Source organism: Streptomyces sp. NPDC091371, from assembly GCF_040684275.1.
Lineage (GTDB): Bacteria > Actinomycetota > Actinomycetes > Streptomycetales > Streptomycetaceae > Streptomyces.
Window position 1 is genome coordinate 130,752 of sequence record NZ_JBFBFP010000011.1, and the last position, 19,873, is coordinate 150,624.

General features: G+C 73.2%; 19 protein-coding genes and 1 tRNA gene. 8 read left to right on the plus strand and 12 right to left on the minus strand.

What is annotated here, in order from left to right; genetic code table 11:
* Positions 1-127: 127 nt before the first annotated feature.
* Complete coding sequence (locus AB0O21_RS15475; RefSeq protein ID WP_365171237.1) at positions 128-544, plus strand: hypothetical protein; 417 nt, start codon at positions 128-130, stop codon at positions 542-544.
* Here the strand turns inward: AB0O21_RS15475 and AB0O21_RS15480 are convergent.
* Positions 530-1,324, minus strand: coding sequence for a helix-turn-helix transcriptional regulator (locus AB0O21_RS15480; RefSeq protein ID WP_365171239.1), 795 nt, complete (start codon positions 1,322-1,324; stop codon positions 530-532). The genes AB0O21_RS15475 and AB0O21_RS15480 overlap by 15 nt on opposite strands.
* A gap of 43 nt (positions 1,325-1,367) precedes the next feature.
* Positions 1,368-3,161: an FAD-dependent oxidoreductase gene (locus AB0O21_RS15485; protein WP_365171241.1), complete on the minus strand. Its 1,794-nt coding sequence runs from the start codon at positions 3,159-3,161 to the stop codon at positions 1,368-1,370.
* 196 nt (positions 3,162-3,357) lie between these two features.
* Between AB0O21_RS15485 and AB0O21_RS15490 the strand changes: the two genes are divergently transcribed.
* Both AB0O21_RS15490 and AB0O21_RS15495 read left to right on the plus strand, forming a co-directional pair.
* On the plus strand, positions 3,358-3,663 hold the full coding sequence (locus tag AB0O21_RS15490; protein ID WP_365171243.1) for a 4a-hydroxytetrahydrobiopterin dehydratase: 306 nt from the start codon (positions 3,358-3,360) through the stop codon (positions 3,661-3,663).
* A gap of 29 nt (positions 3,664-3,692) precedes the next feature.
* Positions 3,693-4,427, plus strand: coding sequence for a class I SAM-dependent methyltransferase (locus AB0O21_RS15495; protein ID WP_365171361.1), 735 nt, complete (start codon positions 3,693-3,695; stop codon positions 4,425-4,427).
* 169 nt (positions 4,428-4,596) lie between these two features.
* Here AB0O21_RS15495 and AB0O21_RS15500 read toward each other — a convergent pair whose 3' ends face one another.
* From AB0O21_RS15500 to AB0O21_RS15520, 5 genes are all read right to left on the minus strand, one after another.
* Positions 4,597-5,025: an RICIN domain-containing protein gene (locus AB0O21_RS15500; RefSeq protein WP_365171245.1), complete on the minus strand. Its 429-nt coding sequence runs from the start codon at positions 5,023-5,025 to the stop codon at positions 4,597-4,599.
* A gap of 10 nt (positions 5,026-5,035) precedes the next feature.
* Complete coding sequence (locus AB0O21_RS15505) at positions 5,036-5,884, minus strand: aldo/keto reductase (protein WP_365171247.1); 849 nt, start codon at positions 5,882-5,884, stop codon at positions 5,036-5,038.
* A gap of 92 nt (positions 5,885-5,976) precedes the next feature.
* Positions 5,977-6,750, minus strand: a complete 774-nt coding sequence (locus AB0O21_RS15510) for an ABC transporter ATP-binding protein (protein WP_365171363.1) — start codon at positions 6,748-6,750, stop codon at positions 5,977-5,979.
* A 2-nt stretch (positions 6,751-6,752) separates the two neighbouring features.
* A complete protein-coding gene (locus tag AB0O21_RS15515; protein WP_365171249.1) occupies positions 6,753-9,617 on the minus strand; it encodes an ATP-binding cassette domain-containing protein in 2,865 nt (954 codons plus the stop codon).
* Positions 9,618-9,633: 16 nt separating this feature from the next.
* Positions 9,634-10,902: an ABC transporter substrate-binding protein gene (locus tag AB0O21_RS15520; RefSeq protein WP_365171251.1), complete on the minus strand. Its 1,269-nt coding sequence runs from the start codon at positions 10,900-10,902 to the stop codon at positions 9,634-9,636.
* 303 nt (positions 10,903-11,205) lie between these two features.
* On the opposite strand from AB0O21_RS15520, the gene AB0O21_RS15525 reads away from it, so the two are divergent.
* Positions 11,206-11,817 carry a DUF308 domain-containing protein gene (locus tag AB0O21_RS15525; protein ID WP_365171253.1) on the plus strand — a complete coding sequence of 204 codons (612 nt, stop codon included), beginning with the start codon at positions 11,206-11,208 and terminating at the stop codon, positions 11,815-11,817.
* Between the two features lie 31 nt (positions 11,818-11,848).
* Here the strand turns inward: AB0O21_RS15525 and AB0O21_RS15530 are convergent, their stop codons facing one another.
* Positions 11,849-13,672: an AMP-dependent synthetase/ligase gene (locus tag AB0O21_RS15530; RefSeq protein WP_365171255.1), complete on the minus strand. Its 1,824-nt coding sequence runs from the start codon at positions 13,670-13,672 to the stop codon at positions 11,849-11,851.
* A 330-nt stretch (positions 13,673-14,002) separates the two neighbouring features.
* Positions 14,003-14,854, minus strand: coding sequence for a LysR substrate-binding domain-containing protein (locus tag AB0O21_RS15535; RefSeq protein ID WP_365171257.1), 852 nt, complete (start codon positions 14,852-14,854; stop codon positions 14,003-14,005).
* A 145-nt stretch (positions 14,855-14,999) separates the two neighbouring features.
* Here AB0O21_RS15535 and AB0O21_RS15540 point away from each other — a divergent pair, with 145 nt between their 5' ends.
* Positions 15,000-16,043, plus strand: a complete 1,044-nt coding sequence (locus tag AB0O21_RS15540; protein WP_365171365.1) for a bile acid:sodium symporter family protein — start codon at positions 15,000-15,002, stop codon at positions 16,041-16,043.
* Positions 16,044-16,052: 9 nt separating this feature from the next.
* Positions 16,053-16,487, plus strand: a complete 435-nt coding sequence (locus AB0O21_RS15545; RefSeq protein ID WP_365171259.1) for a (2Fe-2S) ferredoxin domain-containing protein — start codon at positions 16,053-16,055, stop codon at positions 16,485-16,487.
* 21 nt (positions 16,488-16,508) lie between these two features.
* Here AB0O21_RS15545 and fdhD read toward each other — a convergent pair whose 3' ends face one another.
* Positions 16,509-17,336 (minus strand): formate dehydrogenase accessory sulfurtransferase FdhD, encoded by an 828-nt coding sequence (gene fdhD / locus AB0O21_RS15550; RefSeq protein WP_365171367.1) that lies wholly within the window; start codon positions 17,334-17,336, stop codon positions 16,509-16,511.
* 201 nt (positions 17,337-17,537) lie between these two features.
* Between fdhD and AB0O21_RS15555 the strand changes: the two genes are divergently transcribed.
* Entirely contained in the window at positions 17,538-18,488 is a 951-nt protein-coding gene (locus AB0O21_RS15555; protein ID WP_365171261.1) for a beta-ketoacyl-ACP synthase III, read from the plus strand.
* Between the two features lie 191 nt (positions 18,489-18,679).
* Positions 18,680-18,767, plus strand: a tRNA-Leu gene (locus tag AB0O21_RS15560).
* 86 nt (positions 18,768-18,853) lie between these two features.
* Here the strand turns inward: AB0O21_RS15560 and AB0O21_RS15565 are convergent.
* On the minus strand, positions 18,854-19,168 hold the full coding sequence (locus AB0O21_RS15565; RefSeq protein WP_365171369.1) for an AzlD domain-containing protein: 315 nt from the start codon (positions 19,166-19,168) through the stop codon (positions 18,854-18,856).
* 14 nt (positions 19,169-19,182) lie between these two features.
* A complete protein-coding gene (locus AB0O21_RS15570) occupies positions 19,183-19,833 on the minus strand; it encodes an AzlC family ABC transporter permease (protein WP_365171263.1) in 651 nt (216 codons plus the stop codon).
* Positions 19,834-19,873: the final 40 nt, after the last annotated feature.

Here is a 19,873-nt window from a genome sequence, read left to right on the forward strand (position 1 = left end):
CCGGAGGTAATCGACCCCGCCGACGGGGCGCGGCAAGGTTGAGCCATCGGGTTCCGGGGCCGCGCACTCGGAACCGGAACCCGGTGCCCCCACCCCGCCGTTCGACCTCGATGGAGGCTGATTCCCCATGTCCGCGACCCTGCTCGGCACCCTCGCCCGCACCACCGAGCCGCAGACCGCGCTGCGGCGCTTCCTCGCCCTCGACGCCGTGGTCACCACCGGCAACGGACTGGCGTACGCCGCCTTCTCCGCCCCGCTGGGACGGCTGCTCGGCGTCGGCCAGAGCCTGCTGCTGGAGCTGGGCCTCTTCCTGGCGGTGTTCGGCGCCGGGGTCGGCTGGCTCGCCTCGCGCCGCCGGCCGCCCGTATTCCCCGTGAAGTTCGTCATCGAGGCGAACTACGCCTGGGCCGCGCTCAGCCTGGTGTCCCTGCTGGTCTGGTTCACGCCCACCACCGCCGGCCTGCTCTGGATCCCGATGCAGGCCGTCACCGTGGCCTCGTTCGCCCTGTTCCAGCAGCTCGCCCTGCGCTCAGTCGCCGAGTGAGCGCAGGTACTTCACCGTCGCCGGGTCGGCCGGGAGCATCGTCTCGATGGCCAGCTCGGCGACGGTCACGTCCATGGGCGTGTTGAAGGTCGCGATCGACGACACGAAGGACAGCAGGTGCCCGTCGTGCTCGATCACCAGCGGCAGCGCGATGTACGGCACCGGCTCCGCAGGTTCGCCGTCGCCCGGGCGCTCCGTGACCGGATAGGCCGACACCTCCTCGTACAGCGCGCGCAGCGGCTCCGAGCGGGCCAGCGCGATCTGCCGCTCCATCTGGGCCAGCAGGTGCCCGCGCCACTCCTTCAGGTTGTGGATGCGCGGGGCGAGGCCCTCGGGGTGCAGCGTGATCCGCATGGCGTTCAGCGGAGGAGCCAGCAGGTGCTCCGGCAGCCCGTCCATCAGCATCAGGATGCCCCGGTTGGCGGCGACGACGTTGTACGTGGCGTCCACGACCAGGGCCGGATAGGGCTCGTAACCGGTCAGCAGCCGCTGCATGCCCTCCCGGAGCGTCTCCATCGACGGGTCGTCCAGGGCCGTCTGCGCATAGCGCGGGGCGTACCCCGCCGCCAGCAGCAGGGCGTTGCGCTCCCGCACCGGTACGTCGAGGCGGTCGGCGAGCCGCAGCACCATCTCCTCGCTCGGCCTGGACCGCCCGGTCTCGATGAAGCTGATGTGCCGGGACGAGGAGTCGGCGCGGCCCGCCAGCTCGAGCTGGCTGATCCCGCGCCGCTCCCGCCATGCGCGGAGCAGGGCGCCGACCGTGGGTGTCGTGGTGGTCATGCTCACGACGGTAGCGGAGGGATCCGGCCCAAGTCCGCCCGGATCAGCCCACGTCGAAGACGTTCCGCAGGCCGAGACGGTAGCGCCACAGGTCGTGCCGCTTGGCCGACTCGACCTCCGGCGCCCGGTACAGCGGCCGGACCGCGCACCGCGCGCTCGGGGAACCGTCCCGGTCGAGGAGGGAGTTGACGGCGGCCCGGGCCGAGGCGTTGGCGCCCTCCATCGTCGCCAGGTCGATGTCCACCGCCACGTAGTCCCCGCTGAGGAAGAAGTTCGGCACGCGGGTGCCGGCGCTGGGCCTGTTGTGGAACGTGCCGACCGGGTGGATGAGCAGCTCGTCCTGGTTGGTGGGGTTCGGGGTGCCGAGCCCGTCCACACCGGGGTCCAGGAACCAGGAGTGCAGCTTGGAGTCGCTGAGGAGGGTCTTCCCGGTGTCGTTGAGGGAGGCCTTGAGCTGCGCCCACACCTCGCGCGCCACCTCCTCGCGGGTGCACTGCTTGGCCGTCTTCCCGTACAGGATCCCGGGCTTGTCCCACTCCGAGATGTCCACCGACAGGCAGTCGACCGCGACCCCGTCGCCGTAGTCGGCGGGGAAGTCCCGCGCGGGCCAGTGCTCCGCCTGCTGGATCGCCGTCAACGACCAGGGCGAGTCGATGCAGTTGAGGTGCCCGTGGACCAGCGGGGCGCGTTCGGTGAGGTAGAACTGGATGCCCGTCATCCAGTCCGTCTCCAGCTTGTCGCAGCGCGCGAGCATCGGGTCGGCGGCCCGCAGCTCCGCGCTCCAGGTGCGGCGGGCGTGCTCGACGGGCATCGCGCTGACGTAGTGGTCGGCGGTGACGGTCTGCCGGGCGCCGTCCGGTCCCTCGACGGCGACCCCGCCCACCCGGCCGTTGCCGTACCGCACTTCGCGCACGGTCCAGCCGATCCTGAACTCGACGCCGAGGGAGCGCAGATGGGCCTCCCAGGGGTCGATCCAGGCCTCGTTGGTCGGCAGGTTGAGGATCCGGTCCGGCGGGCCGTCCGCGCCGCGCCCCAGCAGGTTGAAGACGAACGCCTCGCCGAGGGTGCCGACGGTGCGGGTGGAGGCCTCCTCGGCCTTGGTCGCCACGATGTTGCGGGTCACGCCGACGGCGAGGATGCGCTGGTACTCGCTCGACATCTGCTCCGCGCGCACGAAGTCCCACCAGGGGGTCCGCTCCCAGATGTCGTTGCGCCGCTCGTCGCAGCTGGTGAGGAAGACGAGCGCGCGGTCGACGAAGTACGCCGTCTCGTGCAGCGGGAGCCGGACCAGCGACTGCAGGATGCCCGTGAGCGCCCGGCGCAGCTCGTCGGGCGTCAGCTGGGCGGGGGAGTGCTCGGGCCACGGGATGGGGGCGCGCAGGTCCTCGCGCCCGGCCGCCCGGGCGAACATCATCTCGCGCGGGGCGACGAGGTTGTCCCACACACCGTTGGCGTTCCCGCGGAAGGGGATCCGCCGCATGGTGTCGGGCAGGTTGTGGTAGATCCCGGGGATGAAGCGGAAGCCGTGCTCGGCGGGCAGCGGCCGGCGGCCGCCGCGGGCGCTGCCCGGCACGTCCATGCTGCGGGCCTTGCCGCCGAGCGCCCGCCGCTCGTACACGGTGACGGCGTAGCCCCGCTCCGCCAGCTCGTGCGCCGCGGTCAGTCCGGCCACGCCGCCGCCGAGCACGGCGACGCGGCGGCCGTTCGGCGGGGCGGGCGCCGCCGTCGCGGCGGCCGCCGCCGGAGCCGCCGTCACGGCGGTGGACAGGGCGCCCGCGGTGGCCGCGGCTCCCGCGCCCGCGATGAACGTACGCCTGGAACTGCCTGTGCCGGTCATGTCTATGCCGCCCCTTCGGTCCTGGTGCGCTTCTTTGTTACCGCTGGTAACAGTCACGTCCGGCGCAGGAGCATATGGGGGGCGGGGTGGGCGCGGAAGGCGCAGAAGTACCCGAGCGCACTATGGCGCGAAAGGGTTGTTCCGGTGCGCGCTGTGGGAACCTTGACTACACGTCACGGGGAAAAGGAGCCGGTGCATGCCGAGTGAGCCGCTGTCGCAGAAGGAGATCGAGGACCGGTTGCGGGAACTCCCCGGCTGGGCCTTCGAAGACGACCACATCCTCCGCACCTACCGGCTGGACACGCACTTCGCGGCGAGCGCCCTCGTCGCCCACATCGCCTCGGTGCAGCAGGAGTTGAACCACCACTCCGATCTGACCCTCGGCTACAACACGGTCCGGCTCTCCGTGAACAGCCACGACGCGGGCGGGAGGGTGACGGAGTCCGACTTCGCCCTCGCCGAGCGCGTCGAAGCCCTCGCCCCGGTCCACGGCGCGAGCTGATGACCACGCACATACCGGATGTGAAACCCCTGCTCGACTACGACGCCGAGGCCGAGGCCTACGACGCCACCCGCGGCGGCGCCCCGCGCGCCGAGGCCGCCGCCGCGGCCGTCCTCGGCCTGCTCCCCGCGCATGCGCGCACCCTGCTCGACCTCGGCTGCGGCACCGGCATCGTCACCGCCCGGCTGACCCGCCCCGGACTGCGCGTCCTGGGCGCGGACGCCTCCCAGGGCATGGCCGCCATGGCCCTGCGGCGCGGGATCCCCGTGGCACTCGCCGACGCGACCCGGCTGCCGGTGCGCTCCGGCTCGCTCGACGCGGTCAGCGCGGTGTGGCTGCTGCACCTGCTGCGCGGGCCGGGTCTGGTGCCGGCGGTGATCGCCGAAGCCGGGCGGGTGCTGCGGCCCGGCGGCGTCTTCGTCACCACCGTGGACAAGGACTCCGCGCACGACGTGGGCAGCGACATCGACGCCGTCTTCGCCGCGCACCTCACCCCGACCCCGGCGGACTCCTCCGGGGAGGTCGAGGGGCACGCGGCGCGCGCGGGCCTGCGCCCCGCCGGCGAGGCCCGCTTCCGGGGCCACGGCCAGGGCCGCAGCCCGCACGGCGCGGCCAAGGCGCTGCTCGCGGGGCAGTACGCCTCGCGCGTGGTCCCGCGGGGCATCACCGCGGCGGAACTGGCGGCCCGGCTGGAACTGCTGCCCGACCAGGACGTCCCGCGCGCGGAACCGACGTACCGCCTGCGGAGCTTCGTACGGGCCTGACGGCTCCGCTCGCACGCCGGCCGCCACCGGGCCGGGGCCGGCGGACCCGGGCCCGCCCGGCAGGGCCTGCGTGGCCGGGGCCGGTCTGCCCGGGCCGATCCGGCGGGCGCCACGTCCCGCGCACCGCTCCCGAGCGCAGGCTTCCGACCCCGTCCCGGGCCGCGGCCCGCTACCGCACCGGCTCCAGGCGCCACCACTGGGCGGGGGAGTCGGTGTCCTCGCCCTGCCGGACCCGGCCCTCCTCGTCGGCCTCCAGCAGCAGGTCGCTGATGCACGCGACCAGCGAGACCACCCCCGGCTGGTCGAGGTGCTCCTCGACCAGCCACTCCTGCGCGCCGAACGCATTGGCCCGCCACACCTGCACGCGGGCACCGCTGTCCGTCGACGCGTTCGCGACGTCGAGCCGCCGCTCGTTGTCCTCGCTCACCACGTGGAAGATCCCGCCGCCGCTGTGCACCGGCGAGACGCGCCACCGGCGGGCCGCCTCCGGCGCGGGCGGCCCGTCCGGGCCCACGCGCACCCGGGAGGCGCCCTCCAGTTGGAGCACCAGCCCACTCGCCACGTTGCGGATCCGGTAGAGCCCCTCGGGAAGATTCACCGCGCCGCCCTCAGACGTCGAAGACGGCCGGGTCCGGCCCGATGCGCCGGCCCGCCGCGCCGGCCCCCAGGGCCTCCAGCGCGGCCACGTCCGCCGCGTCCAGCTCGAAGCCGAAGACGTCCAGGTTCTCCCTGATCCGGGCGGGGGTCACCGACTTCGGGATCACGACGTTCCCGAGCTGCAGGTGCCAGCGCAGCACCACCTGCGCGGCGCTGCGGCCGTACTTGGCGGCGATCTCCGTGACGGCCGGGAGCGTGAGGAGCTCCTTGCCCTGGCCCAGCGGGGACCAGGCCTCGGTGGCGATCCCGCGCTCGGCGTGCAGCGCGCGGAGCTCGGCCTGCGGGAACAGCGGGTGCAGCTCGATCTGGTTCACCGCCGGGACCAGCGGGCTCTCGGCGGCGATCCGCTCCAGGTCCGCCGGACGGAAGTTCGACACGCCGACCGCCTTGGCGCGGCCGCTCGCGGCGATCTCCTCGAAGGTCTTCCAGATGGACACGAAGTCGTCGCGCATCGGGCGCGGCCAGTGGATCAGGTACAGGTCGACGTGGTCCAGGCCCAGCCGGCCGAGGGACTCGTCGAAGGCGCGCAGCACCGCGTCCCGGCGCCACTTCCGCGAAGGCCCGTTCCACAGCTTCGTGGTGACGAACAGCTCCTCGCGCGGGATCCCGGACGCGGCGATGGCCTTCCCGGTGCCGGCCTCGTTGCGGTACACGGACGCCGTGTCGATGCTGCGGTAGCCCGCCTCCAGCGCGGTCCCGACGGCCTGCTCCGCCTCCGCGTCCGGAACCTGCCAGACGCCGAAGCCGAGCCGGGGCATGAGCGTGCCGCTGTTGAGCTTGATGGTGGGGACCTGGTTCACGTGTCGTGACTTCCTCGCGTCGGCGGTACGGCGTCGTACGAGGGGCGACAACCGGCCCCCCGTACGACGTATTCCCGCCGCCGGCGCGCGGGTCAGCGCGTCCCCAGGTACGCCTCCCGTACCGACGGATCGGCCCGCACCTCGGCCGCCGTGCCCTCCGCGAGCACCGAGCCGAGGTCCAGTACGACGACCCGCGCGCAGAGCTCCATCACGAAGGCCACGTTGTGCTCGACCAGCAGCACCGCGCAGCCCTCCTCCTCGGCCAGCCGCCGCACCACCCGCGCGAGCTGCTCCCGCTCGGGCGCCGACATCCCGGACGCCGGCTCGTCCAGCAGCAGCACCCGCGGCGGGTCGGCCACCGCGCGGGCCAGCTCCACCATCCGGGCCTGCCCGACGGGCAGCCCGCCGGCGTACGTCGACCCGAGCGAGCCGATCCCGCAGTCCGCCAGCACCCGCTCGCCGCGGGCCCGGCGCTCGCGCTCCCTGCGGCGCCGGGCGGGCAGGGCGAACAGGTCGGCGGCCGGCCCGCCTCCGCCGCCCCGCCACTCCTGCGCGACCAGCACGTTGTCCGCCACGCTGAGCTGCCCGAAGAGCTGCTGCCGCTGGAAGGTCCGGCGCATGCCGTGCCGGGCCCGCCAGACGGGGGAGCGGCGGGTGATGTCGGCCCCGTCCAGCAGCAGCCGGCCCTCGTCGGGGCGCCGGATGCCGGACAGGACGTCGAACAGGGTGGTCTTCCCGGCCCCGTTCGGCCCGATCAGCCCGCAGACCTCGCCCGCCCGGACCCCGAGGTCCACCCCGGTCAGCGCCTTGACCCCGCCGAAGCGCACGCTGACGCCGCTCGCCCGGAGCACGTACTCCCCGCCCATGCTCACGACCCCATTCCCAGGTAGGCCTCGGTGAGCCGGTCCGTCTCCACCTCGGCGCGCGGGCCGCACCAGGAGACCCGGCCCTGCGCGAGGTAGGCCACGGTGTCGGCGATGCCGAGGATCTCCGCCGCCTTCTCCTCGACCAGCAGCAGCGCGGTCCCGGCGTCGCGGAGCTCTGTGAGCAGCGCGTACACCTCGTCCACGACGCGCGGGGCGAGCCCGAGCGAGGGCTCGTCGGCGATGAGCACCCGGGGCGGCCGCTGCAACAGGGGCGCCAGCGCCAGCATCTGCTGCTCCCCGCCGGACAGCGCCCCGGCGGGCACCCCGCGCCGCTCCCCGAGCCGCGGGAACCGGTCGTACACGGCGGAGCGGGCGTCGGCCTCCTTGAGGTACAGGGCCAGGTTCTCCTCGATGGTGAGGGAGGGGAAGATCCCCCGGCCCTCGGGGGCGAGCAGCACCCCGGCGCGGGCCCGCCGGACGGCGTCGTCGCGGGTGGCGTCGCGGCCCAGTATGCGGACGGCCCCGCTCTCGACCGGGAGCAGCCCGGCGGCCACGCGGCAGGCGGTGCTCTTGCCCGCCCCGTTGGGGCCGAGCACGGCGAGGATCTCGCCGGCACGGACGGAGAGGTCGACCCCGTGGAGCACGAGCCCGCCGTCGTACCCAGCGGTTATGCCGTGCAGCTCCAGAGCAGATGGGGCGGCGGCCGGGTTCCCTGCGGGGCTTTCCCCCACCCCGCCCCTTCCCGAACTGGGGCTCCGCCCCAGACCCCGCTCCTCAAACGCCGGAGGGGCTGGATTTCGGCTGGTGCCGTCCGCCAGGTGCGGCTGGGTTGCCCGCAGGGCAACTCCAGCCTCGCCGGCGTTTGAGGCGCGGGGTTCGGGGCGGAGCCCCGACGGGGTCTGGGGCGGAGCCCCAGTTCGGGAAGGGGCGGGGTGGGGGACGAGCCCCGCAGGGTTCCGCCCCGCCCGCCGCTTCGCCAGCCGCACCGGAACAGCCGCGCAATACCCGTCCGGATCGTTGGCCAGGGCCAACCCCGCCAACCCGAACAAGATCACCGGCAGGTGCGCGGACGAGGTCACATAATCCGCCAGCACCCGCGGAGCAACGGCGAAGACCAGCCCCGCCACCACCCCGTACACCGGCCGCCGAACCCCCGCCGCCACGACCACCGCCAGCCACACCAGCCCCGTCATCGCGGTGAAGTCCGTCGCCGTGATCCGGGTGTTGTACGAGGCGTACATCACGCCCCCGAAGCCCGCCAGCCCCGCCGAGAGCGTGAACAGCAGCAGCTTCGTGCGCAGTACGGACACCCCCGAGGCCACCGCCGCCGCCGGCGCCGAGCGGACCGCCAGCATCGCCCGCCCCGAGGGGGAGTTCCGCAGCGCGCTCAGCGCGGCCGCCACCAGCGCGACCAGCACCACCAGGGCCACCCCCAGCGCCCGGTCGTCCGTCAGGTCCACCGGCCCGAAGACCGGCCGCGGGATCGACCACCCCGAATCGCCGTTGCGCAGCCACCGCAGCTGGAACAGCACCTGGTCCGCGAGGAACGCCAGCGCCAGGGTGGCCAGCGCCAGCGACCTGCCGCCCAGCCGCAGCGCCGGCAGCGCGACCAGCGCCCCCAGCAGGGCGGCCACGCAGGTGCCCACCGCCAGCGCCGCGATGAACGGCCAGCCCCGGCTCATCAGCAGCCCGGCCACCAGCGCGGCCCCCGTCACGAAGGTGCCCTGCGCGAGCGAGACCATCGCGCCGAGCCCGGTCACCACGGTGAAGGACATGAACACCAGCGAGATGGCGAGCCCCTGCGCCAGCAGCCCGCTCCAGAAGGGCGTGGTCACCGTGTAGAAGGCGACGCACAGCAGCACCGCGCCCCCTGCCCACACCCCCCACCGCCGCCCCCACGAGGCCCCCGCCAGATGGTCGACCGGCGGCGCGTCCGCGGCGGCGACCCCCGCGGCCCGCGCCCGGCGGGTCAGCACCAGCAGCCCGCCGAACAGGATGAGGAAGGGCACGGCCGTCCGGAAGCCGGTGATGGACTCGGCGAAGGAGGCGTACCCGGCGACCAGGTTCTGCAGGACCCCCAGCCCGAGCCCGCCGGCGAAGGCGAGCGGCACGGACGCGAACCGCCCGATGACCGCCGCCGTAGCCGAGACGAAGAGGAACAGGGTGAAGTCGTGCGCCGACAGCCCCAGCAGCGGGGTCGCCAGTACGCCCGCGAGCCCGGCCAGCCCCGACGCGATCATCCACGCCACCGAGGACAGCCGGTCCGCGCTGATCCCGCGCAGCTCGGTCAGCGAGCGGTTGTCGACGGCGGCCCGCAGTTGCAGCCCCAGCCTGGTGTGCCGCATCAGCACCCACAGGGCCACCGCCACCACCGCCGTCACCACCCAGGTGATCAGCTGGTCGGAGTCGATGCCGACCCCGTCGGCGAGCTGCCAGGACTTCGCGGGGCTCGGCCCCACCCCCGGCAGCCCGAACTGGTTCTCCGCCGGTTTCACGGGCGCGCCCGCGTCCTCCAGTAGCTCCACCGCCCACAGCCCGGCGGCGGGCAGGGCCACCAGCAACCCGATGGTGGCCACGATCTGCGCCGTCTCGCCGACCCGCGCGAGCCGCCGGAACATCAGCCGGTCCAGCCCCCACCCGAGGGCGGGAGCCAGGACGAACACCACCAGCAGCGCCGCCGGCACCGCGGGCCAGCCCAGGCCCGAGTGCAGCTCGTAGAAGGTCAGGGCGCACAGGTAGGCGGTGGCCCCGTGCGCGAAGTTGAACAGCCCGGAAGCCGAGTACGACAGCACCAGCCCGGTGGCGAGCAGTGCGTACAGGGCGCCGGAGACCAGGCCGCTCAGGACGAAGACGAGCAGATCACCCATAGCCTTGCCCCCGCCCCTACTTGAAGGGGATGGGCTCGTAGCACTTGAACGGGACGGACACCTCGTACGCGCCGTTCTTCAGCTGTACGAGCGCCCCGCAGCCGAAGCTGTCCTTCTGCCCCTTGGGCTCCGCCCGGTCGCCGACGAGCGTGCCGGTGTCGGAGAACTGCTGCGCGGTGGCCTGGAAGGACTCCACGGTCAGGTCCTTGCCCGCCTTCTGGGCGATGGACACGAACAGGTCGGCCGACATGTACCCGGTCAGCATGTGCATGTTGAGCGGTACGTCCTGGCCGCCCGCCGCCGCCTTGATGTCCGCCTTGAACTGGGCCATCTTCGGGTCCGTGGACTCGAAGGGCTGGAACTGCAGCAGGACGTGCACCCCGTCGAGGGCCTGCTTGGTGGCGTCCTTGGCGAGCAGGCCGGGGTCGTAGTCGGTCGGGTCGGAGAGCAGCCCCTTGTACCCGGCGCGCTTGAGGGCGGTGAACAGCCCGATGTTGTTGGGGGTCTGCATGACGGAGACCACGGCGTCGGGCGCCTTGCCGCCCTCCCCGTCGAGGATCTCCTTCACGTAGGCGGACCAGTCGCTCGGGACGGCCGTCGAGGGCACGGAGGCCTTGGCGTAGGAGACCTTGAACCCGGCGCTGGTGAAGCCCTGCTGGAAGGTCCGGATGCCGAACTTTCCGGCGTCGCTGTCGTTGGCGATGATCGCGACGGTCTTGCCCTGGGCGCCGCCGAGCACCTGGCCGATGCCCTCGGGCCAGGTCTGGTTGAGGGTGCCGCCGGGGGTGGGGACCAGGCAGCCGTTGAATCCGTAGATGTACTTGGGGCCGCAGAAGGAGGGCAGGGTGCCCCAGCCGAAGGTGGGGACCTTCTCCTGCTCCAGGAAGTCGGCCCCGGAGAAGGTCACCGAGCTCATGGGCGCGACGGCGAAGACCTTGTCCTGCTGGACGAGCTTGCGGGCGGCGCTGAGGTTCTTCGCGGGGTCCTGGCCGTCGTCCTCCGCGCCCAGGTATTCGATCTTGCGGCCGTTGACGCCGCCCTCGGCGTTGGCCCTCATGTAGCGCGCCTTGGCGCCGAGGTCGGTGTCCTTCTTGCTGTACCCGCTGGCGCTGGTCATCGACACGATGCCGCCGACCTTGATCGACTCGGCGGTCACCCCGCGGCGGTCGCCGGGGCCGTCGCCCGCACCGCCCTTGCCGTTGCCGTTCGTGGAGGCGGAATTACAGGCGGATACGAGCGCGAGGGCCGCTGCCGCGGCGGCCAGGGTGCGGATCGGACGCAACATGTCGGGGATCCCCTCCGGTCGGAATCCCCGCATTCTGTGCGGGACCTGACGGGCCGTCAATATCAACGGCAAAGAGAAATGACGGACCGTCAGGTAACTCGGGATCGGGCGCGCCGGCGCCCGGGCCCGCCGTGACCTGCCATGGCGCCACGCCCGCGGCCCGCGGTCCCGCCCCGCGGCGCGGCTCCATGCGGGGCGGCGAATCCTCCCGTAACGACATAAAATGGGACGGAAAGGGAATAGGCATGTCCGGCGGCCACGCGGTGCAGCCACGGGCCGTTCGGCTGGCGCCCTGGAGGCGTGATGACCGTACATTCCGACCCGGCGCCGCACCACGCGCGGAGCGACCCCGAGGACGTCCTCAAACAGCTCGGAGGCTCGTGGCACTGGGCCCTCGGCTTCGCCCTCGCGACCCTGATCGCCGGCATCCTGGTGCTCGTCTGGCCCGACGAGACGCTGCACGTCCTGGCCGTGATCATCGGCCTGCAGCTCCTGGTGGCGGGTGGTTTCCGCTTCGTCAGGGCCTTCTCGCACAGCGGCGAGGGCGGCAGCAGACTGGCCGCCGTACTGATCGCCATGCTGGCCTTCCTGGCCGGCGTCCTGGTGCTGCGGCACCCGATGCAGACCATCGCCGCGCTCTCCCTGATCATCGGCGTGTTCTGGCTGCTGAGCGGCGTACTCACGGCGTACGTCGCGATCGCCGACCGCGCACTCGTCCACCGCGGTCTGACCTTCGGCCTGGGCGTCCTCGGCGTCGTCGCCGGAATCGTCGTGCTCTGCTTCCCGGTGGACTCCGCGGTCGCCCTGACGCGGCTGCTGGGCCTGTGGTTCGTCCTGCTCGGCGTGTTCGAAGTGGTCCTGGCGTTCGCGCTGCGCTCCGCCACCCGCCGGATCGCGGCCGGGGACCCGGGGTGAACGCCGGGCGCCGCCCCGGGCCGGCCCCTGCTCAGGACTCGTAGAGGGCCGAGACCTCCTTCGCGTACGCCTTCTCGATCGCCCGCCGCTTGAGCTTCAGAGAGGGGGTCAGCAGCCCCCGCTCCTCCGTGAACTGCTCGGCCAGCACCCGGAAGGTGCGGATCGCCTCCGCCTGCGAGACCAGGGTGTTGGCGGCGACGACCGCCCGCCGGACCTCCGCCGTCAGCTCCGGGTCGCGCACCAGCTCCGCCGCGGGCCGCTGCGGGCGGCCGCGCATCGACAGCCAGTGCGCGATGCCCTCCATGTCCAGGGTCAGCAGGGCCGCGATGTACGGCCGGTCGTTGCCCACGAGCACGCACTGCGAGACCAGGGGATGCGAACGCACCCGCTCCTCCAGTGCGGTCGGGGCGACGCTCTTGCCGTTGGAGGTCACCAGGATCTCCTTCTTGCGCCCGGTGATCGTGAGGTAGCCGTCCTTGTCCAGCCGCCCGATGTCCCCGGTCGCCAGCCAGCCGCCGCGCAGCACCTCGTCCGTCGCCTTCGGGTCCCCCAGGTAGCCGGAGAAGACGTGCCCGCCGTGCAGCCACACCTCCCCGTCGTCCGCGATGTGCACCGTGCAGCCCGGGATCGGCGGGCCCACCGTGCCGTACTTCGTCGCCCCCGGCGGATTCGCGGTGGCCGCCGCGGACGACTCCGTCAGCCCGTACCCCTCGAAGATCGTGATCCCGGCGCCGTCGAAGAACAGGCCGAGACGGCGCGACATCGCCGACCCGCCCGACATGGCGTGCCGCACCCGGCCGCCCATCGCCTCGCGGACCTTCCCGTAGACGAGCTTCTCGAAGACCTGGTGCTCCACGCGCAGCCCGGCCGAGGGGCCCGGCCCGGTGCCGAAGGCCTTCGCCTCGCGGGCCTCCGCGTACCGCACCGCCGTCTCCACCGCCCGGTCGAACGGTCCCGTACGGCCCTCCGCCTCGGCCTTGCGGCGAGCGGCCGCGAAGACCTTCTCGAACACGTACGGGACCCCGAGCACGAACGTCGGCCGGAACGCGGCCAGGTCCGGCAGCAACTCGGCGGCCGCCAGCACGGGTTGGTGCCCCAGCTTGACCCGCGCCCGCACGGCCGCCACCTCCACCATCCGCCCGAACACGTGGGCCAGCGGCAGGAAGAGCAGGGTGGACGGCTGCTCGCCCGGACCGGCCTGGAAGACGGACTCCCACCGCGTGACCATGGTGTCGGCCTCGTACATGAAGTTGGCGTGCGTGAGCACGCACCCCTTGGGCCGGCCGGTGGTCCCGGAGGTGTAGATGACGGTGGCGGTCGCGTCGGGGGTCACGGCGCTGCGGTGCCGGTGCACCACGTCCTCGGCGACCCCGGTCCCGTCCCCGACGATCTCCTCGACGGCCCCGGCGTCCAGCTGCCAGAGCCTGCGCAGCAGGGGGAGCCCGTCGATGACCGAGCCCACCGTCATCGCCTGGTCCTCGTTCTCCACGACACAGGCCGTGCACGCGGAGTCCTGCAGGATCCACTGCACCTGCTCGGCGGACGAGCTCGGATAGACGGGCACGGGCTGGGCCCCGATGGACCACAGCGCGAAGTCGAAGAGCGTCCACTCGTACCGGGTACGGGACATCAGCGCGACCCGGTCCCCGAACCGCACCCCCTGGGCCAGCAGCCCCTTGGCGAGCGCGAGCACCTCGGCGGCCAGCTCCCCGGAGGTCACGTCCCGCCAGACCCCTCCGGTCTTGCGGCCCAGCACGACCCTGTCGGGCTCCTGCCGCGCGTACTGGAACACGACGTCGGCCAGCCCGCCGACGGGCGTGCCCGTGATGACGGGTGGGACGGTGATCTCCCTCAAGCCCCCGCTCCTCTCCGCGCGCCGCGGTGAACGTACCTCCGCGGTCAACGGGTGTTGATCAGTAGCGGGATACCTCCACAAGACCTCCTCACCCACAGCGAATCCAGCCCCGCCGGGCGACGATCCAGCCCCGCCGGCGATTGAGGCGCGGGGTCTGGGGCGGAGCCCCAGGGGCTTTCAGCCCCGCCGGCGTTTGAGGCGCGGGTCCGGGCAGAGCCCGGGGAACGGCGGAAGGGCGGGTAGGGGACCGGCTCCGCGCAGCGGCACCCCGCACCCGCAGCGGCACCCGCCCCCGACGGCACCCGCCCCCCGCCCCCCGGCGGAACCGGCTCACCCCGCCCGCGTCAACCGGTCCGCCCCCGACAGCACGGCCGCCGCCAAGGCCTCCGCGGCAGCCGACACCCGCGGCCCCTGCAGCAGCGCGAACTCCACCGCCCCCAGCTCCGGCAGCCCGCCGACCCGCACCAGCCCCGGCGGGATCAGCCCCCGCGTATGGGCCATCACCCCCAACCCCGCCCGAGCCGCCGCGATCAGCCCGCTCAGGCTGCCGCTCGTGCACGCGATCCGCCAGGCCCGCCCCTCCCGCTCCAGCACCTCCAGGGCCCGGGCCCGGGTGATCCCCGGCGGCGGGAACACGATCAGCGGGACCGGCCGGTCCGGCTCCACCCGCAGCCCCTCCGCCCCGATCCACACCATCCGGTCCCGCCACACGAGCCGCCCCCGCTCGTCGCCCGGCCCGCGCCGCTTGGCCAGCACCAGGTCCAGCCGTCCGGCGTCCAGCCGCTCGTGCAGCGTTCCCGAGAGCTCCACCGACAGCTCCAGGTCCACCTCGGGGTGCTCGTGCCGGAAGCCCTCCAGGATCTCCGGCAGCCGGGTCAGTACGAAGTCCTCCGAGGCCCCGAAGCGCAGCCGCCCCCGCAACCGCGTCCCGGTGAAGAAGGCGGCCGCGCGCTCGTGCGCCTCCAGGATCGTCCGCGCGAAGCCGAGCATCGCCTCGCCGTCCTCCGTCAGCTCCACGCTGTGCGTGTCCCGGACGAACAGCGGCCGGCCCGTCGCCTCCTCCAGCCGCCGCACGTGCTGGCTGACCGTCGACTGCCGTACGCCGAGCCGCCCGGCGGCCTGCGTGAAGCTCAGCGTCTGGGCCACGGTGAGGAAGGTGCGCAGCTGGACAGGGTCGTACATACCGCCCACATTAGCCGCGGCCCATCACGTATCGCGATGACAGTAAGTGCGGTGTGCAGGTTTCCCGATCACCACCGGCCCCCGACCATGGAGAGGCAGAAACCCCCACCCACCCCCACCCCGACAGCAAGTGAGCACCCCGCACATGCGCCGCCCGCACCTTCCCGCCTGGCTGCCCCTGGACCCGTACATCCTGGCCCTGCTCGGCACCGTCGGCCTCGCCGCCCTGCTCCCCGCCCGCGGCCCGGCCGCCACCGCCGCCGACGGCGCCTCCACCGCGGCCGTGGCGCTGCTCTTCTTCCTCTACGGCGCCAGGCTCTCCACCCGCGAGGCCCTCGACGGCCTGCGCCACTGGCGGCTCCACCTCACCGTGCTCGCCTGTACCTTCCTCCTCTTCCCCCTCCTCGGCCTCGCCGCCCGCGGCCTCGTCCCGACCCTGCTCACGCCCCCGCTCTACAGCGGTCTCCTCTTCCTCTGCCTGGTCCCCTCGACCATCCAGTCCTCCATCGCCTTCACCTCGATCGCCCGGGGCAACGTCCCCGCCGCGATCTGCGCGGGCTCCTTCTCCAGCCTCTCGGGGATCCTGCTCACGCCCCTCCTCGCCGCCGGGCTGCTCGGCGGGGACGCGGGCGGCTTCTCCCTGGACTCCCTCCTCAAGATCGTCCTCCAGCTCCTGCTGCCCTTCCTCCTCGGCCAGGCCCTGCGCCGCTGGGTCGGCGGGTTCCTCGTCCGCCACAAGAAGGCGCTCGGCTACGTCGACCGGGGCTCGATCCTGCTCGTCGTGTACACGGCCTTCAGCGCGGGCATGGCCGCCGGCATCTGGCACCAGGTCAGCGTTCCGCGCCTGGGCGCGCTGCTGCTGGTGGAGGCCGTACTCCTCGCGGTCATGCTCCTTGTCACCTGGTACGGGGCCGCCCGCCTCGGCTTCGGCCGCGCGGACCGCATCGCCATCCAGTTCGCCGGGTCGAAGAAGAGCCTCGCCGCCGGACTCCCCATGGCCAGCGTCCTGTTCGGCGCGCAGGCGAGCCTCGCCGTGCTCCCGCTGATGCTGTTCCACCAGATGCAGCTGATGGTCTGCGCGGTCCTCGCCCGCCGCCGCGCCCAGGACCCCCCGGATCCCGAACTCGCCGCCGACCGTGTGGCGGAGGTCTCCCTCCGGCCCCAACAGCCCACCGGTCAGGCCCGATAACGTTCGGTGGTGACCTGGATACGCCCGCTCGGCGCCCACGCCGAACGCCCCTGCACCCTGGTGGTCTGCCGCGGCTGCTGCTGCGGCGACCCCCGCAAGAACCCCGGCACCGACCACGCCGGACAGCTCGACCGGCTGCGCGCGGCCGCCGCCGCGTCCGGGGGCCGGCTGGCCGTCCGTACGAGCGACTGCCTCGGCCCCTGCGCCCAGGCGAACGTCATCGTGGTCCAGCCCACCAGCGAGGCCCGCCGCCGCGGAGCACGCGCGGCCTGGTTCGGCTGGGCACTGGACGACACCGCGACCGAAGAGATCATCGCCTGGGCGACCTCGGGCGGCCCCGGCACCACCCCAGTCCCCGCCACCCTGGACCTGCACCGCATCGACCCCCCGGAACCGGCCCGGCCCGCGACCTCCACCCGCCGCGGCCGCCGGGGCAAGGGCTAGCGCCTGCCCCTTCGGCCGGCCCTAGCGGGTGATCCGCTCCTCGCCCGCGTAGATGTTCATGTCCGGCCCCCGCAGGAAGCCGACCAGGGTCATGCCCGACTCCAGGGCCAGGTCCACCGCGAGCGAGGACGGGGCGGAGACGGCCGCCAGAACCGGGATGCCCGCCATCACGGCCTTCTGCGCCAGCTCGAAGGAGGCCCGGCCCGAGACCAGCAGCACCGCGCCCGTCAGGGGGAGCAGGCCGGACTGGAGCGCGCGGCCGATGATCTTGTCGACGGCGTTGTGCCGGCCGACGTCCTCCCGCAGGTCCAGCAGCTCGCCCTGCGCCGTGAACAGCCCGGCCGCGTGCAGCCCGCCCGTGCGGTCGAAGACCTTCTGGGAGGCGCGCAGCCGGTCCGGGAGCCCGCTGAGGACGTCGGCCGGGATCCGCACCGGATCACCGGCGATCCCCGGGAAGCGGCTCGCCGTGCGGACCGCGTCCAGGCTCGCCTTCCCGCACAGGCCGCAGGAGGAGGTGGTGTAGACGTTCCGCTCCAGCGTGATGTCCGGCACCGGAACCCCGGCGGCCAGCTGCACGTTGACCACGTTGTAACTGTTCGAGCCGTCCTCCGTCGCCCCCTCGCAGTAGGTCACGGCCTGTACGTCGGCGGCGGAGCCCAGCACGCCCTCGCTCACGAGGAAGCCCGCCGCCAGCGCGAAGTCGTCGCCCGGGGTGCGCATCGTGATGGCCAGCGGCTTGCCGTTCAGCCGTATCTCCAGCGGCTCCTCGGCCACCAGGGTGTCCGGGCGGACCCCCTCCACGCCCTTCCGGATCCGGACGACGCGACGGCGTTCGGTGACCCGTCCCATGGTGATCAGCCCATCCCTCTTCTCGTCCACATCCGACGAGGCCATTCTCCCGGTTCCGCTTCGGGCGCCGTCCCGGCAGCCTGATCCTCGGGAGTCTCCAAATTCCGGCCCCCGAATCCTGTCGGGTCACACGCACACGTACCCATCAGTAGCAGGCAAAGCTGGGTGATCCTGACTTCCGTACGAGGGGGGACCCCGCCCATGACCGGTTCACGAGTGGTGGCGCTAGGGCACTACCAGCCCGCGAAAGTGCTCACCAACGAGGACCTCGCGGCCATGGTCGACACCACCGACGAGTGGATCCGCTCGCGCGTCGGCATCCGCACCCGCCACATCGCGGGCCCGGAGGAGCCGGTCGACGAGCTGGCCTTCCAGGCCGCGGGGAAGGCGCTGGCCGGCGCCGGTCTGACCCCGGACGACATCGACCTCGTCCTGGTCGCCACTTCCACCGCGATCGACCGCTCGCCCAACATGGCGGCCCGTGTGGCCGCCAAGCTGGGCATGGGCGCCGGCCCCGCCGTGATGGACATCAACGTCGTCTGCTCGGGCTTCACCCACGCCCTGGCCACCGCCGACCACGCCATCCGGGCCGGCTCGGCCACCCGCGCGCTGGTCATCGGCGCGGACAAGATGACCGAGATCACCGACTGGAGCGACCGCACCACCTGCGTGCTCACCGGCGACGGCGCCGGCGCGGCCGTGGTCGAGGCCTGCGCGGAGCACGAGGAGCCGGGCATCGGCCCCGTGCTGTGGGGCTCGGTCCCGGAGATGGGCAACGCCGTCCGCATCGAGGGCTCTCCGCCGGTCTTCGCCCAGGAGGGCCAGTCCGTCTACCGCTGGACCACCAGCCAGCTCCCGCCGCTCGCCCGCAAGGTCTGCGAGAAGGCCGGGGTCCTTCCCGAGGAACTGGCAGCGGTCGTCCTGCACCAGGCCAACCTGCGGATCATCGAGCCGCTCGCCGCCAAGATCGGCGCGGTCAACGCCGTCGTCGCCCGCGATGTCGTCGACTCCGGCAACACCTCGGCCGGCAGCATCCCGATGGCGCTGTCCAAGCTGGTCCAGCGCGGCGAGATCCCGTCGGGCGCCCCGGTCCTGCTGTTCGGCTTCGGCGGCAACCTCTCCTACGCGGGCCAGGTCATCCGCTGCCCGTGACCCCCCGGTGCGTGCACCGACCCGAGCCCCCTCCAGGAGCCCCCGCCGCCGCGCGCCGGGGGCTCCTGCGCGTATGCCTGCAGGTCAGCACGGCGTGGCGGAACGGGGGCCGCCCGGATAAGTGGTCGGAGGCCCGTCAATCCTTTGCTATTGTTGTCCATGTCGCCGCGGGAAACCGGGGCGGTCACCTAGTCCGGGTGGCGGAATGGCAGACGCGCTAGCTTGAGGTGCTAGTGCCCTTTATCGGGCGTGGGGGTTCAAGTCCCCCCTCGGACACCACGGTCAATCGACCAAACGGAGCCGGTCAGACGACGCAAGTCGTCCGACCGGCTCCGTTGTCGTGTGCGGGTCGCCGGACGGTCGGGTCACGGGATGCCGGCCAGTCGCAGCAGGGCCGCCGCGGCCGCCGCCGCGAGGACCACGACGAGGAACGGCGCCTTGCGCCAGGCGAGCAGCCCGCCCACCGCGACCCCGAGGGGCCGGGCGGCTCCGGCCGGGCTGTCCCCCTCGGTCAGCGCCGCCGTGGCCGTGAGGGCGGCCAGGAGCACGACGGCCGAGATCTCCAGCAGCTTCTCGGCCCGCTCGGGGAAGGTGACCTTGGCGCGCAGGGCCGGACCTGCGAGGCGCAGCAGCAAGGTCCCGCCGGCGAGGGCCAGCATCGCCGCCAGGGCCGGGACCATCGGTACGTTCCCGCTCAACGTACGGCTCCTTCCACCGCTTTGACGCGGGACAGCGGCAGCGCCGCGAGGGCAGCCAGCACGGGCAGGCCGGCCGGCAGGAACGCGGTGGCGGCCAGCGCCAGTACGGCACCGGCCAGCGCGGTCCGGCGCACCCCCCGCTCCTTCATCGCCGGCAGGACGAGCGCGAGGATCACCGCGGGGAACATGGCGTCCAGTCCCAGCACCCCGGTGTCCTCCACGACGCTGCCCAGCAGCGCGCCCAGTGCGGCGCCGCCCGGCCAGCAGACCAGGATGCCGAGGCCGCAGGCCCAGTACGCGGCCCGCTGGCGCGCCGTGCCGTCCTGGGCGAGGGCGAAGACGACCGTCTCGTCGTTCATCAGGTGGGTGCCGAGCAGCCGCCGCCGGCCGTGCCCGAGCACGTCGGGGACCGCCAGACCGAACGGCAGGTGGCGGGCGTTGACGAGGAGTCCGGCCAGCAGTGCGGCGATCGGGCTGCCGCCGGCCGCGATGATCCCGACGAACAGGAACTCGGAGGAGGCGGCCAGCACGAGCACGCCCATCAGCACCGGGAACCACCACGCGAACCCCGCGGTGACGGATGCGGCGCCGTACGACAGGCCGATCACTCCGACGGCCAGGCAGACGAATGCGATGTCGCGTAACACGCTCCGGTCGAGAGTTCTCCATATCGAACGCATGACGTTT

Coding starts and splice junctions, on each gene's coding strand:
- AB0O21_RS15540 (WP_365171365.1), top strand. CDS start 15,000: ATGCGCCGCCCGCACCTTCCCGCCTGGCTGCCCCTGGACCCGTACATC.
- AB0O21_RS15475 (WP_365171237.1), top strand. CDS start 128: ATGTCCGCGACCCTGCTCGGCACCCTCGCCCGCACCACCGAGCCGCAG.
- AB0O21_RS15525 (WP_365171253.1), top strand. CDS start 11,206: ATGACCGTACATTCCGACCCGGCGCCGCACCACGCGCGGAGCGACCCC.
- AB0O21_RS15565 (WP_365171369.1), bottom strand. CDS start 19,168: ATGGTCCCGGCCCTGGCGGCGATGCTGGCCCTCGCCGGCGGGACCTTG.
- AB0O21_RS15490 (WP_365171243.1), top strand. CDS start 3,358: ATGCCGAGTGAGCCGCTGTCGCAGAAGGAGATCGAGGACCGGTTGCGG.
- AB0O21_RS15485 (WP_365171241.1), bottom strand. CDS start 3,161: ATGACCGGCACAGGCAGTTCCAGGCGTACGTTCATCGCGGGCGCGGGA.
- AB0O21_RS15480 (WP_365171239.1), bottom strand. CDS start 1,324: ATGACCACCACGACACCCACGGTCGGCGCCCTGCTCCGCGCATGGCGG.
- AB0O21_RS15510 (WP_365171363.1), bottom strand. CDS start 6,750: ATGGGCGGGGAGTACGTGCTCCGGGCGAGCGGCGTCAGCGTGCGCTTC.
- AB0O21_RS15535 (WP_365171257.1), bottom strand. CDS start 14,854: ATGTACGACCCTGTCCAGCTGCGCACCTTCCTCACCGTGGCCCAGACG.
- AB0O21_RS15555 (WP_365171261.1), top strand. CDS start 17,538: ATGACCGGTTCACGAGTGGTGGCGCTAGGGCACTACCAGCCCGCGAAA.
- AB0O21_RS15515 (WP_365171249.1), bottom strand. CDS start 9,617: ATGGGTGATCTGCTCGTCTTCGTCCTGAGCGGCCTGGTCTCCGGCGCC.
- AB0O21_RS15520 (WP_365171251.1), bottom strand. CDS start 10,902: ATGTTGCGTCCGATCCGCACCCTGGCCGCCGCGGCAGCGGCCCTCGCG.
- fdhD (WP_365171367.1), bottom strand. CDS start 17,336: ATGGGACGGGTCACCGAACGCCGTCGCGTCGTCCGGATCCGGAAGGGC.